The organism is Mesorhizobium sp. YM1C-6-2, assembly GCF_003666685.1.
In the GTDB taxonomy this organism is placed as follows: domain Bacteria; phylum Pseudomonadota; class Alphaproteobacteria; order Rhizobiales; family Rhizobiaceae; genus Mesorhizobium_K.
This window is the reverse complement of record NZ_RCIZ01000023.1, coordinates 1-13,421: the sequence shown is the minus strand read 5'-3', so window position 1 is coordinate 13,421 and position 13,421 is coordinate 1. Positions and strand designations below refer to the sequence as shown.

The window sequence follows — 13,421 nt, the reverse complement described above, 5'->3', positions numbered from 1 at the left end:
CGCCGCATCGCGGATCATCCGCTCATCCTCCGACAACTGATCCTCAAGAAGGAAAGGATCGTCCCAGACGAAATTCGCGACGATTGACACTTGGACGTCCTCCTAGACGCTTGTGGACGAGAACACCGACTCGATGCTGGCCTCCAGAACGCGCAGGCCCTCCTCCAGCGTATCGTCGCCGATGGTGAGAGGCACCAGTATCCGGATGACATTGGCCCGCACGCCGCACGACAGGAGGATGAGCCCGCGCTCCTCCGCCGCGGCCACGATGGCGTTGGTCAAAGCAGGGGCAGCCTTCTTGGATGTGCGGTCCTCGACCAGTTCCATGGCGACCATCGCGCCGACACCGCGGACGTCGCCGATACGCTCCATGCCCTGACGCGACGCGATATCGGTGAGGCGCTCCATGATCCGCTGCCCGATCACCGTCGACCGCTCGCAGAGCCCCTCGTCTTCGATCACGTCGAGCACCGCGTTTGCCGCAGCGACCGCCAGAGGATTGCCCGCATAGGTTCCGCCGAGCCCGCCGCGAGGAGCTGCGTTCATGATTTCGGCACGCCCGACGACCGCGGCGAGCGGGAAGCCGCCTGCGAGGCCCTTCGCCAGGGTGACCAGGTCCGGCTGGACCCCCGAATGTTCGAAGGCGAACATCTTGCCCGTCCGCCCCATGCCCGCCTGAACCTCGTCGGCGATAAGCAGGATGCCGTGCGCTTCGGCGATGGCCTTCAGCCGCGCCAGGAATTCCGGCGGCGCGATGTTGAAACCGCCCTCGCCTTGCACGGGCTCAATGATCATGGCCGCGATGCGCGACGGGTCGACATCACTCGCGAACAGATCCTCCAGGTCAGCGATCGCATCGTCGGTCGAAATGCCGAGATAGGCGTTCGGGAAACGGGCGTGGAATACCTCGGCGGGGAATGGGCCGAAGCCCTTCTTGTAGGGCGCCACCTTTCCGGTCAGGGCCATTCCCATCAGCGTGCGTCCATGGAAAGCGCCGCTGAAGGCGATGACGCCGCTCCGGCCAGTATGAGCCCTTGCGATCTTGATGGCGTTTTCGACTGCTTCGGCGCCGGTGGTGACGAGCATGGTGCGGTTTTCCCCGCCCGTCGGCGCCATCCGGTTCAGGCGCTCCGCCAAGGCGACGTAGCTTTCGTACGGCGCGACGTGGAAGCAGGTGTGGGTGAAGCGCTCGGCCTGGGCTGCGACGGCCTGCATGACCTTGGGATGCCGGTGCCCTGTATTGACCACCGCGATGCCTGCCGCGAAGTCGATGAAGCGCCGTCCTTCGACATCCCAGATTTCCGAGTTCTCGGCCCGATCGGCAAAAATTCCGCGCGTGGCGACGCCATCAACCACCGCCGCTGCCTGCCGTGCCCGTAGTTCGGCCGTCGTCGTCATGCGCTCTTCCCTTCAATTGGTTCGGTAGCGCGACTAGCATTGCTCATAATATTGAGCAATAGCCCATGACAAAATAGCCGTGAGACAGGCCTGTGGATCAGGCTCAGAGATACGGAGGCGAGCAGGCGGAAATGGCGATCGTCCGGTTCGCCGAAACATTGCGGAAGCGATGCGGGATGCGGCTGTCGAACAGATAGGCCTCGCCAGCCTTCAAAATCCTGACTTCGCCTCCGACCGTCACTTCAAGCTCCCCCTCGATGATCACGCCTCCCTCGCTGGAGGCGTGCTGGAGCAGGGTTTCTCCGGTATCCGCATTGGGCTCGTATACCTCATGCAGGATTTGCAGATTGTGGACGCGCGCATCGCCGATCTGCCGGAAGAACATGCGGCCGTCGCTGGTGCCGATCGCATTGGCAGCGACCTTGGAGGTCAGGTCGAGCAACTCGTCGGCCCCGAAGAACGGGCCTTGCGGCAAGGTGCGCTCGCTTTCGAAGAAGTCGGCCATGCTTATGCCCAAACCGCTCAAAATCTTGCGCAGAGTCGAAATCGATGGGCTGATCTTGTTCCGCTCGATATTGGAGATCTGGGCGTGAGGGACACCGCCGCGTTCGGCAAGGTCGCGTTGTGACAGCTGAGCGGCCGTCCGCATCGCCTTCAGGCGGGCTCCGATGTCGAACGCCGATTCCATGCTGACAATCCCCGCGTGTTCACTGACCTTACACCAGCGCCGCCGGCCCCTCTAATCGGTTAATGCAATTCGAACGGAAGATGTCAACGCGGCTATCGCGCCGTTCCATCAGTTTTGGTGCAGTTCATGTATCGCTGAAGCCTGCACGTAAACCGGCATTTCTTCGGAGCGCCTCTCCAAATCATCGCGATGTGCCTGAGCCATCTTGAGTCGCAGTGCTCCGACGGAGGTATCGATCACATAATGGGTGGTTTCGCCGGCGAATCGCAGGTCCACAATTCTGCCGGTTGCGAGCAAGGCGCCCTCCGGCTGCCTTTCGAGCGAGAGGTGCTCCGGCTTGATGACGATGCTGGCCGCCGTCGGCGAGAGCTTGGCCAGCACGTCGTCCGCGAACGCCTTGCCGGCTTCACCAGCCGCGACCTGCCGCAGTCTTTCGACCGGAATCACGTTGCTGTCGCCAATGAAGGCGGCGGAGAAAGCAGTCTGCGGCCTGTAGTAGATGTTGACCGGGTTCGCATCCTCCACCACCACGCCCTCGTTCATGACCACCACGCGGCTGGACACGCTCAACGCCTCCTGCTGGTCATGGGTGATGTTGATGATGGTGGCCCCGGTCTCGCGGTGGATGCGCACGAGTTCGCTCTGCATGCGGCTGCGCAACTGCACGTCGAGCGCGCTCAGAGGTTCGTCCAGCAGGATGATATCCGGCTGATAGACAAGCGCTCTGGCAAGCGCGACGCGCTGCTGCTGGCCGCCCGAAAGTTGAGACGGCCGCTTTTCGAGATGATCGCCGAGATCGACCAGCGCCGCGACCCGCTCGACCGCCTGCCTTATCTCGTCGCCGCTCTTGCCGCGGATGCGCAAGGGAAAGGACAGGTTCTCGGCGACGCTGTAGTGGGGAAACAGCGCATAGTTCTGGAAAACGACGCCGAAATTCCTTTCGCGCGGGTGCGCGGCGGTGATGTCCTTGCCATGCAGGAGGATGCTTCCGGACGTGATCCTGTTGAAGCCGGCAATCGCCATGAGCAGCGAGGTTTTTCCCGACCCCGACGGCCCCAATATGGTGATGAACTCGCCCTGCCTGACCTCGAGGTCGACATCGCGCAATATCTGCTTGCTGCCGGCCGTGAAACACAATTTCTCGATCTTCAGATACGCCATGGACACGCTCAGGAAATGCGCCGCCACGGGCGGACGAGGAGAACCAGAAGCACCGTGGCCAGGATCAGCATCACCGACAGCGCCGCCACGGAAGGGTCGACCCGCTCGCGCAGGCCGCTCCAAAGCTGGAGCGGCACGGTCCGCCAAGTCCTGCCGGCGATGAAGTTGGTGGCCACCACCTCGTCCCACGACGTGATGAAGCAGAGGACGAAGCCTGCAAATATCCCGAGCTTCGCGTTCGGGAGAATGATGCGTGTCGTCGCCGTCCAGTCGCTGGCGCCCAGAGAGATCGCCGAACGGTAGAGCGAATAATCGATCTGCGACAGCGACGCCGATACGGTGATAATGGCCAGCGGCAGAGTGAGCACCGTGTGCGAGATCACCAGTGCGGGGAACGTGTCCAGCAAGCCGAACTGGACCCACAGCCAGTAGAGCGACAGTGCGTGCAATACGCCTGGCACGAACAGCGGAAGGAACAGGACGACCGCGAGACGCAGAATCCAGCGCGACGTGTTCGACCAGAGCGCGACCGCCGAAAACGCGCCGAGCAATGTCGCCGCCGCCGCGCTGCACGTCGAGATTATCAGGCTGCTCGAGATCGAACGCAGCCAGCGCGGGTCGGAGAGCAGCTTGGAATAATGCTGGAAGCTGATCGCCTCCCTGGGGAAGGAAAGGAACCGCTGGTCCGTCAGCGACAGCGGGAAGATCACGAGGATCGGCACGACGAGAAACACCACCACGGCCATCGTGACGACGAAAGAAAGCGAACGGGCGGTGTTGAAGCGGCTCTTTGCGATCATCGCGCCGCCACCTTGCCAAGAAGCTTCAGCAGGGCCGCGCAGCAGAGCAGCGTAGCGACGAGAAGAATGGAGTAGATGCTGGCGGAGGACCAGTCCAGAGACTGCTGGATGAGCACGGTGATGTATTCGGCGATCATCACGGTGCGCCCGCCTCCCAGGATGGTCGGCGTCACGTAGAAGCCGAGACACAGCACGAAGCTCAGCACCGCGGACGAGAGCACGCTGCCCTTCGTCAAGGGAACGATGATCTTCCAGAAGATCTGGCCGTCGGTAGCCCCGATGCTGTGCGCCTAGCGGATCAGATTCTTGTCCAGCGCCGACATCGTCGCATAGATCGGTAGGACGGTGATCGGCAGCATGTAGTGCACCATGCCGATCACGACGCCGAGGTCGTTGCGGATGAAGGCGATCGGGCTCGAGATGAGGCCTGCCTGGATGAGGAAGGTGTTGACGAGGCCGGTGGACTGGAAGAGCGCGATCAGGCCGAACGCGCGAACCAGCACCGACAGCCAGAGCGAAATCAGGACCAGAATGAGAAGCGGCAGTTCGTACCGGCCGGCCCAGAAGACGATGAAATAGGCGACGACGAAAGAGAGGGCGCAGGAGATCGCCGTCACGATGATCGACAGCCGGAATGTCGTCGCGAATATCCCGACGACGCTGTTGGAAAACAGCCCGTCGAGACCTTCGCTTGTCGTGACCATCGCCGGGTCGATACTCGTTCCTATCTGCAGAAGGATAGGAACGAGATAGACCGCGACGATGATAAGCAGCGCCGGGAAAATATAGAGCAGCCGGGACGTATCGGTCATGGGCGATTCATCGGCCCTTGTCGTCGGCCTCGTATATCTTCCTGCCGCCGAGGTAGGTCGCCAGCACCTTCGTGTTGCGAAGCTCTTCCGCCGTCGCCGACGAGAGATCCCGGTCCACGATGGCGAAGTCGGCCAGCTTTCCTGCCTCGATGGTGCCCTTGGCATTCTCCTCGCGGCCGGAATATGCCGCCAGGTAGGTGTAGCAGTTCAGCGCCTCGATGTTGGAGATCGCCTCCCCTTCATAGAGCGAGGTGCCGGTATCAGTCTTGCGGGCGACCATCGAGTACATGCCGCGGAACGGATTGACCTCGCAGATCGGAGCATCGGAATGCCCGGGCGCCACGATGCCACTGTCGTTGAGCGTGCGATGCGGCCACATGTACTTCATGGCGTCCGCGCCGCGGTTGCGGACATAGGCGTCGCCGAGGTCGTAGGCGAAGCCGGTGGCAGAAGACGCGATCACCTTGAGCTGCTTCAGACGCTCGAGGATCTTCGGCGTCACATAGCAGCAATGCTCGACGCGGAAGCGGTGGTCTTCCTTGGGCAGCGCCGTCAGCGCCTTCTCGTAGCCGTCGAGCACGAAGTCGATGCCGCGGTCGCCGACGCCGTCGGCGCAGACCACGAAGCCGGCCTTGTGCGCCCGCATCACATAGTCGGCGAATTCGTCGACGTCGTGGAGAAGTATGCCGTAGTTCGGCACCGGTTCGCCGTCGATCGGCTTGCCGACATAGGGCTCATGGTAAGCGGCGGTGCGGCCACTGGTGCTGCAGTCCGGGCACCACTCGACGCCGATGATACGCACGAAGTCGTTGCCGAAGTAGTTCTTGGTGCCCGACGCGATGACACGGTCGATGAAGTCGCCGTCGCGCCCGCTGAGGATCGCGCCGACGCGGATGTTCAACTCGCCGTTGCGGTGCAGCTCCTGATAGGCTTGGTAGGCGATTTCGGTCGTGAGGGAGTTGTGAACCGAGGTGACGCCTCGTCTCGCATATTCCTCGAACACGATCTTCAGGCCGCGCTTCATGTTCTCGTAGGTGACCGCGTCCTGAAGCGGAGCCGCCAGCACCTCGGCCGCGGCCTCGCGCAGCAGTCCGGTCGGACGGCCGTTTGCGTCGCGATCGACAGAACCGAACTTCATCCCGTCATCGCTGCCCGGCGCGTAGAGACCGCACTGCTTCAAAGCCACGCTGTTCGCGATACCGACATGCCCGTCGGTCCGCATGATGAACACCGGGGTCTTGGGCGCTGCCGCATCGAGCTCGTCAAGGGACGGATAGCCCCCGAGCTTGACGTCGTCATAGCCGTAGCCCTTGACGAAACCGTCGGCAGTCGGCTTGTCCGCATTGGCCGCGATATAGGCCAGGACCTCGTCCTTCGAGCGATACTTCGGATAGGAGAAGCACGCCCATTCGGTCACGAAATTCGCTTCGAGATCCGGATGCGAATGCGACTCGATCAGTCCCGGAATGACGTCCCTGCCCTGCAGCGACACTTCCCGTGCGAGCGGGAAGCGCTTGCGCGCTTCGGTCGCCTCGCCGACGAAGGCGAACCTGTCGCCGATAACGACGAAGGCATCCGCCGCCATGCCGGACGGCGCCATCGTCAACACGCGGCCATCGACGTAGATGACCGGCTCGAAATTCACTTGCGTCACGGCATTCATCCCGAAATCACTTCCAGATAGCGCTTGGCAGCCTCGGCGTGGTTGTCGATGTACCAGTCCGGTTTCACGACGAACTGCGTGGCGAGGTTCGCTGGCGCGGTGGCGCTGCGCGCCTCGAGTTCAGGGGTGTAGAACTTCGCCGCCTCGGGGTTGGCAGGCGCGTTGCCCAGGCCCTTCAGCACCTCGATCTGGCTCTCGGGGTCCTGCATGAAGGCGAGGAAGCGCCACACATCCTTGCCGGCGGGGTTGCCCTTCGGCACCGACCAGACGCCCGGCTGGAGAATGGCGTTGTTCCAGTGATAGTCGATAGCGCCGCCGGTCTCGTCGCGCACGAGGTGCGCCCTGGTGTTCCAGATCTGGCCCATGACGACTTCCTCGTCACGCAGCAGCTGCTGGCTGCTCGAGCCGGTATCCCAGAAGATGATGTGCTCGCGCAATTCGGCCAGCTTGGCCAGCGCGCGCTCGAGATCGATCGGGTAGACATCTTCCGGCTTCACGCCGTCGGCCAACAGCATCGATTCCAGCGTGCCGTCCATATACTTGTACATGGTGCGCTTGCCGGGGAATTTTTCCACGTCCCAGAAATCCGCCCAGGTCTGCGGCGGCGCGTCGCCGAACTTCGCCTTGTTGTAGGCGATCACCGAGCTGAACATGTAGCCGGTCAGGCCCCAGTCGTACCGGAAACCTTCAAGGACCTTGTTCTTGTCGACGATCGTGTAGTCGACAGGCTCGAGGAAGCCGTGGGCTGCCAGGTTGCCGGCATCGACGCCGCCGTCGCAGAGATCCCACGTCACGCTGTTGTTCGTCACCATCGAGCGAATCCGGCCGGCGGTCGGGCCCTCACCGTCGAACACCACGGGAATGCCGGTCGCCTCCTCGAAGGGAACGCCCCAGGCTTCGCCATAGATCACTTCGGAATCGCCGCCCCAATTGGCGAAAACGACTTCTTTTGCCTGCGCCTGCGCGGCGCGGGTGCCGACCAGACCGGCCGCGGCGGCCAGCGATGCGACCTTCAGGAAATCGCGTCTCGGCAAGGTGCCCGCCGCCATGCGGTGGCACGCAATTTCAAAGGCATCCGCCAAAAAATTCCTGCTCAAGATAATTCCCCCTTCTTGATGATCCCAAATTGGCGCACTGTGGCGCGACTGCACCCAGCCGCAGCGGAATGCGGATAGCATGTGCGGTTTCCAAGCGCAACGATATGGTCTAAATTTTGAGCGGCATACGCCTTGCCGGAAAGCATGCCGCTACCAAAATCCTGCAAAATCTTTATATATCAGCACCTTGCAACGCCATAGATCCATTGCCCACCCAAGATATGGTTCACTTTTTGAGCGAAAAATGACGTTGAGGACACCCCTTTTGGACGGCTGTTCTGCTACCGGAAGGATTTGAAGCCGTCTCCCATGCGTAGAAAATTCGGGAGGCATCAGCGGACGAGCATCAGCCCTTCTGCAAGACACCGAGCCAGCGTCGAGGGTTTTCCTGCAATTCAAGACGCCATCGGCTCGGGTGCACCACGTCGGCGCTTGTTTCAGTGTGACTTTTGGTCGCCAGAAGCCGGCGAGCGCCGAAAATGTCCGTTTACTCGACTTGCGCCGAAAGAGTTGACTATGTAGGGCTTCCCGCACGTCGGAGTGTAGCGCAGCCTGGTAGCGCACCTGATTTGGGATCAGGGGGTCGTAGGTTCGAATCCTATCACTCCGACCAACTTGCCCACCGGAAGGTTCCGTTGAAGCAGCGGGCGTTCATCTGCTAGAAGCCGTTGAAGTTCGAGTCAGGAAAACAGCCAGACATGTCAGCACGCATATTCAGCCCGGCCAAGACCGCTATGCAGTCGGGAAAGGCCAAGACAGGCTACTGGATCCTGGAATTCGAGCCGGAGATGCCGCGCAAGATCGACCCCCTTATGGGTTACACAACCTCCGGCGACATGAAGAGCCAGATCAGGCTGACCTTCGAGACGAAGGAAGAAGCGATCGCTTATGCCGAGAAGAATGGGCTGAGCTTCCGGGTGCAGGAGCCGAAAGAGACGAAGCGCCGGCAGATTTCATATGCGGAAAATTTCCGCTATGACCGCAAAATTCCCTGGACGCACTGAGCGGACGCCAAGCGCATCCAGGCAGGTTGCCGGTTCGCCCGGCTCTACGGTCCCGTAGCTCAGCCGGATAGAGCACCGGCCTTCTAAGCCGATGGTCGCAGGTTCGAATCCTGCCGGGATCGCCAATCGCCCAAGTGGGCCAATGAAATCAATGCGTTATCGTCGTTTTTGCCTAACTCCTCACTTGGGTTAGGCAATTCCACATCGAATCCACGCTCCAGTTTTTCCATCGCAGCGGCCGAAAGCTGCTTGCGTGCAGCCTCGCGGCAATAGCGTTCGATCTCGCGAATGTCGGTGTGGCCGGTGATCGACATGATCTCCAATGCCGAACATCCCGCTTCAGCCAGCCGGCGGCATGCAGCCTTCCGCAGCCCGTGCGGCGATGACTTCGGCGGCAGGCCAGCCTTCGCTGCGGCGTCCGAAATGTACGCCGAGAACGCCTTCTCCGACCTGGCTGCCGCGTTGCTCTTGGCGATGAATGTGCCGCCCTCGCTGGGGCACGATTTCAGGAAGCGTGCTAGCTCCGCATGAATCGGAATATGCAACTCGGCGCCCGTCTTTTTGGCCGTGATGTAGAACGCCCCGTTGGAGGCGTGGTGCCAGCCAAGGCGCACCGCGTCCGATCGACGAAGCCCTGTGTGTAGAAGTACCTCCATAGCAAGCCGTTGCGGTTCGGCGGCGCCCCAGCGCTTGCGAAACGCCGCAATGTCTTCCTCGCTCCACGTCCTATGTCCCGTCGACTTGTATTTGACGCGCTTGGCCGCAACGACCGGATTGTCGGTGCGCATGCCAACGCTGACCGCGTAGTCCATGACCGCCGATAAACGCTTACGGAAGTTGCTGGCCGCGGCCGGCGTGGAGGCCATGTCGTCGATGATCGTATTGACGTGTTTCGCCTGCAGGCCGGCGATCGGTCCCTTACCGTGCTTCTCGACGAACCGATCAAGAATGCCGCGGTAAACTGCTTGCGTAGAGTCGGCCAGGTTCTTGAACTCTAGCGAGCCATAGTAGCCGTGCACAGCCGCCTCGACCGATCCGGGCTTAAGCCGCGAACTGTCGCTGGCAGCACCCTCCATCGCAGCATGGTAAGCCGTCCAGAATTCCTGCGAGTACAGCGGCACGGGAAGCGCGATCTGCGGCTTGCCAGGCCGACGCAGATACACCCGCGGCCTTCGGTGCCGATCGATGTACTCGTTTACCTAGCGTGGCTTCCGATGCCGCATTGGCGATCCCAATAGTCAGAGGCATTGTCATTCGCCGCCGCCGCGGCAGGCTTGCCGTCGAATAGCGCGTCAAGATCCTGGCGGTCCCACAAGGTGACTCCGAACAATGTTTTTGGAGCCGGGATAATGCCTGACGCACGTTCCTTGTCGAAATGACTCGGACTGATGCCGAGATATGCAGCAGCAGCCGTTCGGCGCAGGCCGCGTGGTTGAACTGTTTGCATCTTCCCTCCTCCGTCGACGCGGGTAATTAGGCAAAAGGCCCGCCTAATTGAAGGAGCCCGCCGAAGCGGGCTTCTCTGGTGGGTCGGGCGATGGCGCTTAGTCCAGCCCAAGCAGGTCGCGATACATAGCGATCGTCTCTTCATCCATCCTCCCGCGCTGAGTAATGCGGAGCGCGGCTAGCGTTTCCTCGTCCGTGGTCAGGAAGTGCGGCTGGCCATCGTACGACATACATTCGAACTCGCCGTCTTCGGCACGGCCGAGGATGGTGATGATCCATCGCCAGCCGTCCGACTTTTCGAATTCGATCTCGTCGCCAACCTCAAAGCGGGCAGGATTTGGCAGGGACCAGGCGGCTAGGAACTTGTCGTGCAGGCTAGGGGTGGAGAGGGTGTTAAGCATGTCGGGCGCTCCTTGTTGCGATTGTGTTGTTACTGTGTAATAGATTTCTATCACACGGTAAGCTTTGTCAACACCACGTAACAAGTTTTTTCCACAGGGTAATAAGTATGACTCCTGCGCAGCTTCGAATGGCTAGATCGGCCCTCAAGGTCGGCGTGCGCGAGCTTGCCGAAATGGCAGGCGTAACAACCGCCACAATCACAAGGTTCGAGAATGAGCGCGGCGGACTCAACGCCGTAACGGCACAAAAGCTCAAGGCCGCGCTCACCACGGCCGGCGTCACCTTCCTCGATGACGGCCAGGCCGCGGTAGGCGATGGCGTTTCGTTCGTGCCCAAGGACTCAAAATAAAAGCGCGCCCCTGTGATCAAATTCAGGGCGCGCTTCGACTACGACGCCTCGCAGTCGGCTTCCGAACCGCGCAGCAGATCGGCTGCGTCGCCATCCAAGCTAGAGCTTTACAAGGTGCCGTCAACCTCCTGCAGTAGTTGACTCCCCGCCCTTCCCAAGCGCAACCTAGCGTTGGGATAGGGGGGGATTACAATGAAAAGAACGACGCTTGCCGCCTTACTGGCGGCAGCCATCGTTGGCGTAGCAGCAGGCACTGCGTCTGCCGCACCAATAGACTGCATAAAGATCACAAACGACCTCGACCGTCTTGCCTGCTACGGCAAGGAAACCGGTCGGACCCCTTCGGCTTCAACATTCGCCGAGGCAGCGGGCAAGTGGGTCATCACCAGGGAAACGTCCAAACTGACAGATCAGCCAACAGTCGTCATGTCTCTCAGTTCCGTGGAGTCTGTCGATTGCGGGTGGAACAAGGGCGAGAAAATAGGCCTCGTTCTACGCTGCCACGAAAACAAGACGGTCCTCTATTTTGCCACCGGCTGTCACATGGTTTCCAACGACTACGACGACTATGGCGACATCACCTATCGTCTAGACGATCAGAAAGCGCGCACCGTCAAGGGTGACGTATCAACCGACAACAGAGCGATCGGATTGTGGGCTGGCGGCAAGTCTATCCCTGTGATCAAGCAGATGTTTAGCCGAGACAAGATGATCGTCCGAATGACCCCGTATTCGGAGAGCCCGTTCACGGCGACCTTTGACATCAAGGGAACTGAAGAAGCGTCAAAGGCCTTGCGAGAGGCATGCGGCTGGTAGGCGCTTAATGGCTGACACGCCAGTATCGATCGGTATTGACGATATAGTCCTCAGCCGGCTGACGGACGCCCAAAGAGACGTGATGCTCGACGTGATTCTAGTTTGGGGCAAACTGGATGGGGCCATGGGTATGATGGTCGCTAAGGCTTTAGGGAAACATCCAGTCGAGGGCGCCGACTTCGTAAAAGATATGTCGACCAGTTCACGTTTCCTAGAGATATACAAGCAGTTGAAAGACCATCCTGGTGGGCAAGCTGCAGCCCGGACAATGAAGAAGCACAAGAAAAAATACGAGCTATGGTCAAAGGTCAGAAACCGAATAGCACACTCGAATTGTGTTGGACATTTGAGAGGTCGACCCGACTGGATCGTTTTTCAGCTTTATCAACGTGAGGGTGAAGGACTGGCTATTGAAGCCACCTCCATTGAGGAAATGAAAAACGCGATCCGGTGGGGGCGAGCCATGACAGATTTGGCGTTGAAGGTGTCCGAACCTATTGGTTGAAAGATATCCTCGTTCGATTCCGGGCGAGGCCTCCACCAGCCGTGCCATTTCGACACAAAACTTTTGGCATCCAGTTTGCAGGGAAGCCCCTTGCGGGGAAGTGGCGGGGCACCTTGTAATGCGTTGGCACGGGCGGGGGCTTGGGGCTAGCGTGTGGGGACGTTTGCTGGGGTAGAAGGGAGCAGGCGTCCCCTTCAAATTTGCTGGAGCCATCTAATGGCGCGTTTACCGGCGCGGGATCATTTCGACGAGCGAACTAACGCGGTGAACGACAATCGGCCGCCGCTTGTCGTCGACAACAACGGCGTGGATAGAAGGGGCACCCGCGGCAGCAGGCTTGTCCGGCTGCTGCTGGCGGTGCTGCTTCTCGCCGCGGTAGGCGCGGTACTCGTAATGATGTCTGTGTGATTGCCTCGCTGCGCCGATCGGCTAATGGCGCATCGACCTCAGCCGGATCATCTCGGCTAGCAACGCTTCTTCATCGCGAATGCCGTTGTCGAACAGCACGATAATTTCGAACGCAAGGCGGTCGCGTTCCGTCGTGTCATCTGGGATCGAGAAATGCCCGCAATATGCCGCCATCACCCGAGCCATCATCGCCAATTGCTCTCTGTTTGCTACGCCGCGCCGCCGCATGTTCATTCACTCGAAGGCGGTGCGACGTAGGCTATGCGGCTAACCGCAGGGCAAGCACTGCTACCGCCAGCACCGCACCAACGGCGCACGCAACGCCCACCCACAGCCAAAGTCTGCTTTCCGGCACGCACACCCACTCCAGCTGCTCTGGGGCGCAATGATAAGGTGCCGGAGAAGACGCCGCTATGCGATCTGTGCCAAGCGCCACGCAATCATGGCAAAAAGAACCCCACAATCAGCCAGCCTGCCATGGCGATGCCAAGGGCGACGCCTACGACACCTATCCATTGAAGCCAGTCTAGACGCATACTCAATCATGCCGGCCGGTCCGCGGGCTTGGAAGGTAACTTACAGTAGGAGCGCCATCGAGGATTGCGCCCAATTGCCAACCGCTTTTGCCGAAATTACCATTTTGCGCGGTGGCCCGCTGGGCCGCCAGAGCCGGCGCGGCTGCAGAGCCCCAATCTGTCCCGCTCGCGCCGGCTCGCCGGTCAGGGCCGGATTCCATCAGCCGTTGACATCCCCTCCCGCGCGCGCTCGTATTTGCGTTGGTGAAATGAGGAGCCATCTAATGCCGCGTTTGCCGGCGCGGGATCAATTCGACGAGCGCACTAACGCGGTGAACGACAATCGGCCGCCCGCCG

At 60.7% G+C, this 13,421-nt stretch carries 17 protein-coding genes and 2 tRNA genes; 8 read left to right on the top strand and 11 right to left on the bottom strand.

The features are described 5' to 3' along the window. Positions 1–102 precede the first annotated feature (102 nt). The 8 genes from gabT to D8676_RS26420 form a co-directional block, all read right to left on the bottom strand. The gene (gene gabT, locus D8676_RS26455) at positions 103–1,398 is read right to left on the bottom strand and encodes a 4-aminobutyrate--2-oxoglutarate transaminase (RefSeq protein ID WP_121584091.1); all 1,296 of its coding nucleotides are present in this window, start codon (positions 1,396–1,398) and stop codon (positions 103–105) included. Between the two features lie 103 nt (positions 1,399–1,501). Beyond that, the gene (locus tag D8676_RS26450; protein ID WP_121584090.1) at positions 1,502–2,086 is read right to left on the bottom strand and encodes a cupin domain-containing protein; all 585 of its coding nucleotides are present in this window, start codon (positions 2,084–2,086) and stop codon (positions 1,502–1,504) included. A gap of 108 nt (positions 2,087–2,194) precedes the next feature. Then, positions 2,195–3,247: an ABC transporter ATP-binding protein gene (locus tag D8676_RS26445; protein WP_121584089.1), complete on the bottom strand. Its 1,053-nt coding sequence runs from the start codon at positions 3,245–3,247 to the stop codon at positions 2,195–2,197. An 8-nt stretch (positions 3,248–3,255) separates the two neighbouring features. Next, positions 3,256–4,047, bottom strand: coding sequence for an ABC transporter permease (locus D8676_RS26440; protein WP_121584088.1), 792 nt, complete (start codon positions 4,045–4,047; stop codon positions 3,256–3,258). Beyond that, positions 4,044–4,328 carry an ABC transporter permease subunit gene (locus D8676_RS26435; protein WP_121584087.1) on the bottom strand — a complete coding sequence of 95 codons (285 nt, stop codon included), beginning with the start codon at positions 4,326–4,328 and terminating at the stop codon, positions 4,044–4,046. Before D8676_RS26435 ends, D8676_RS26440 begins: the two co-directional genes overlap by 4 nt. 9 nt (positions 4,329–4,337) lie before the next feature. Next, on the bottom strand, positions 4,338–4,859 hold the full coding sequence (locus D8676_RS26430) for a hypothetical protein (RefSeq protein ID WP_121584086.1): 522 nt from the start codon (positions 4,857–4,859) through the stop codon (positions 4,338–4,340). A 7-nt stretch (positions 4,860–4,866) separates the two neighbouring features. Further along, positions 4,867–6,513, bottom strand: a complete 1,647-nt coding sequence (locus D8676_RS26425) for an amidohydrolase (protein ID WP_183097265.1) — start codon at positions 6,511–6,513, stop codon at positions 4,867–4,869. A 5-nt stretch (positions 6,514–6,518) separates the two neighbouring features. Further along, positions 6,519–7,556, bottom strand: a complete 1,038-nt coding sequence (locus D8676_RS26420) for an ABC transporter substrate-binding protein (protein ID WP_183097264.1) — start codon at positions 7,554–7,556, stop codon at positions 6,519–6,521. Positions 7,557–8,155: 599 nt separating this feature from the next. On the opposite strand from D8676_RS26420, the gene D8676_RS26415 reads away from it, so the two are divergent. The 4 genes from D8676_RS26415 to D8676_RS27800 all read left to right on the top strand — a co-directional run bounded on the left by D8676_RS26415 (position 8,156) and on the right by D8676_RS27800 (position 9,154). Then, positions 8,156–8,232, top strand: a tRNA-Pro gene (locus tag D8676_RS26415). A gap of 85 nt (positions 8,233–8,317) precedes the next feature. After that, the gene (locus D8676_RS26410; protein ID WP_121584083.1) at positions 8,318–8,623 is read left to right on the top strand and encodes an ETC complex I subunit; all 306 of its coding nucleotides are present in this window, start codon (positions 8,318–8,320) and stop codon (positions 8,621–8,623) included. Positions 8,624–8,671: 48 nt separating this feature from the next. Then, positions 8,672–8,748: transfer RNA gene (locus D8676_RS26405), tRNA-Arg, on the top strand. A 178-nt stretch (positions 8,749–8,926) separates the two neighbouring features. Beyond that, positions 8,927–9,154: a hypothetical protein gene (locus D8676_RS27800; RefSeq protein ID WP_245427198.1), complete on the top strand. Its 228-nt coding sequence runs from the start codon at positions 8,927–8,929 to the stop codon at positions 9,152–9,154. Positions 9,155–9,818: 664 nt separating this feature from the next. Here the strand turns inward: D8676_RS27800 and D8676_RS27135 are convergent. Both D8676_RS27135 and D8676_RS26395 read right to left on the bottom strand, forming a co-directional pair. After that, positions 9,819–10,070, bottom strand: a complete 252-nt coding sequence (locus tag D8676_RS27135; RefSeq protein WP_147448278.1) for a hypothetical protein — start codon at positions 10,068–10,070, stop codon at positions 9,819–9,821. Positions 10,071–10,167: 97 nt separating this feature from the next. Then, on the bottom strand, positions 10,168–10,470 hold the full coding sequence (locus D8676_RS26395) for a hypothetical protein (RefSeq protein WP_121584082.1): 303 nt from the start codon (positions 10,468–10,470) through the stop codon (positions 10,168–10,170). 128 nt (positions 10,471–10,598) lie between these two features. On the opposite strand from D8676_RS26395, the gene D8676_RS26390 reads away from it, so the two are divergent. The 4 genes from D8676_RS26390 (at position 10,599) to D8676_RS26375 (ending at position 12,549) form a co-directional block, all read left to right on the top strand. Further along, positions 10,599–10,820: a helix-turn-helix transcriptional regulator gene (locus D8676_RS26390; RefSeq protein ID WP_245427196.1), complete on the top strand. Its 222-nt coding sequence runs from the start codon at positions 10,599–10,601 to the stop codon at positions 10,818–10,820. Positions 10,821–11,012: 192 nt separating this feature from the next. After that, on the top strand, positions 11,013–11,636 hold the full coding sequence (locus D8676_RS26385) for a type VI secretion system-associated protein TagO (protein WP_121584080.1): 624 nt from the start codon (positions 11,013–11,015) through the stop codon (positions 11,634–11,636). A gap of 7 nt (positions 11,637–11,643) precedes the next feature. After that, on the top strand, positions 11,644–12,141 hold the full coding sequence (locus D8676_RS26380) for a hypothetical protein (RefSeq protein WP_121584079.1): 498 nt from the start codon (positions 11,644–11,646) through the stop codon (positions 12,139–12,141). A gap of 216 nt (positions 12,142–12,357) precedes the next feature. Beyond that, entirely contained in the window at positions 12,358–12,549 is a 192-nt protein-coding gene (locus D8676_RS26375) for a hypothetical protein (protein ID WP_121584078.1), read from the top strand. Positions 12,550–12,570: 21 nt separating this feature from the next. Here D8676_RS26375 and D8676_RS27130 read toward each other — a convergent pair whose 3' ends face one another. Continuing rightward, positions 12,571–12,783 carry a hypothetical protein gene (locus tag D8676_RS27130; protein WP_147448277.1) on the bottom strand — a complete coding sequence of 71 codons (213 nt, stop codon included), beginning with the start codon at positions 12,781–12,783 and terminating at the stop codon, positions 12,571–12,573. Between the last annotated feature and the right edge of the window lie 638 nt (positions 12,784–13,421).

Excerpts from the sequence above, each read along its gene's own strand:
- D8676_RS26430 (WP_121584086.1), bottom strand. The coding sequence starts at position 4,859 with ATGACCGATACGTCCCGGCTGCTCTATATTTTCCCGGCGCTGCTTATC.
- D8676_RS26395 (WP_121584082.1), bottom strand. The coding sequence starts at position 10,470 with ATGCTTAACACCCTCTCCACCCCTAGCCTGCACGACAAGTTCCTAGCC.
- D8676_RS26390 (WP_245427196.1), top strand. The coding sequence starts at position 10,599 with ATGGCTAGATCGGCCCTCAAGGTCGGCGTGCGCGAGCTTGCCGAAATG.
- gabT (WP_121584091.1), bottom strand. The coding sequence starts at position 1,398 with ATGACGACGACGGCCGAACTACGGGCACGGCAGGCAGCGGCGGTGGTT.
- D8676_RS26450 (WP_121584090.1), bottom strand. The coding sequence starts at position 2,086 with ATGGAATCGGCGTTCGACATCGGAGCCCGCCTGAAGGCGATGCGGACG.
- D8676_RS26440 (WP_121584088.1), bottom strand. The coding sequence starts at position 4,047 with ATGATCGCAAAGAGCCGCTTCAACACCGCCCGTTCGCTTTCTTTCGTC.
- D8676_RS26410 (WP_121584083.1), top strand. The coding sequence starts at position 8,318 with ATGTCAGCACGCATATTCAGCCCGGCCAAGACCGCTATGCAGTCGGGA.
- D8676_RS26380 (WP_121584079.1), top strand. The coding sequence starts at position 11,644 with ATGGCTGACACGCCAGTATCGATCGGTATTGACGATATAGTCCTCAGC.
- D8676_RS26375 (WP_121584078.1), top strand. The coding sequence starts at position 12,358 with ATGGCGCGTTTACCGGCGCGGGATCATTTCGACGAGCGAACTAACGCG.
- D8676_RS26445 (WP_121584089.1), bottom strand. The coding sequence starts at position 3,247 with ATGGCGTATCTGAAGATCGAGAAATTGTGTTTCACGGCCGGCAGCAAG.
- D8676_RS26385 (WP_121584080.1), top strand. The coding sequence starts at position 11,013 with ATGAAAAGAACGACGCTTGCCGCCTTACTGGCGGCAGCCATCGTTGGC.
- D8676_RS27130 (WP_147448277.1), bottom strand. The coding sequence starts at position 12,783 with ATGAACATGCGGCGGCGCGGCGTAGCAAACAGAGAGCAATTGGCGATG.
- D8676_RS27135 (WP_147448278.1), bottom strand. The coding sequence starts at position 10,070 with ATGCAAACAGTTCAACCACGCGGCCTGCGCCGAACGGCTGCTGCTGCA.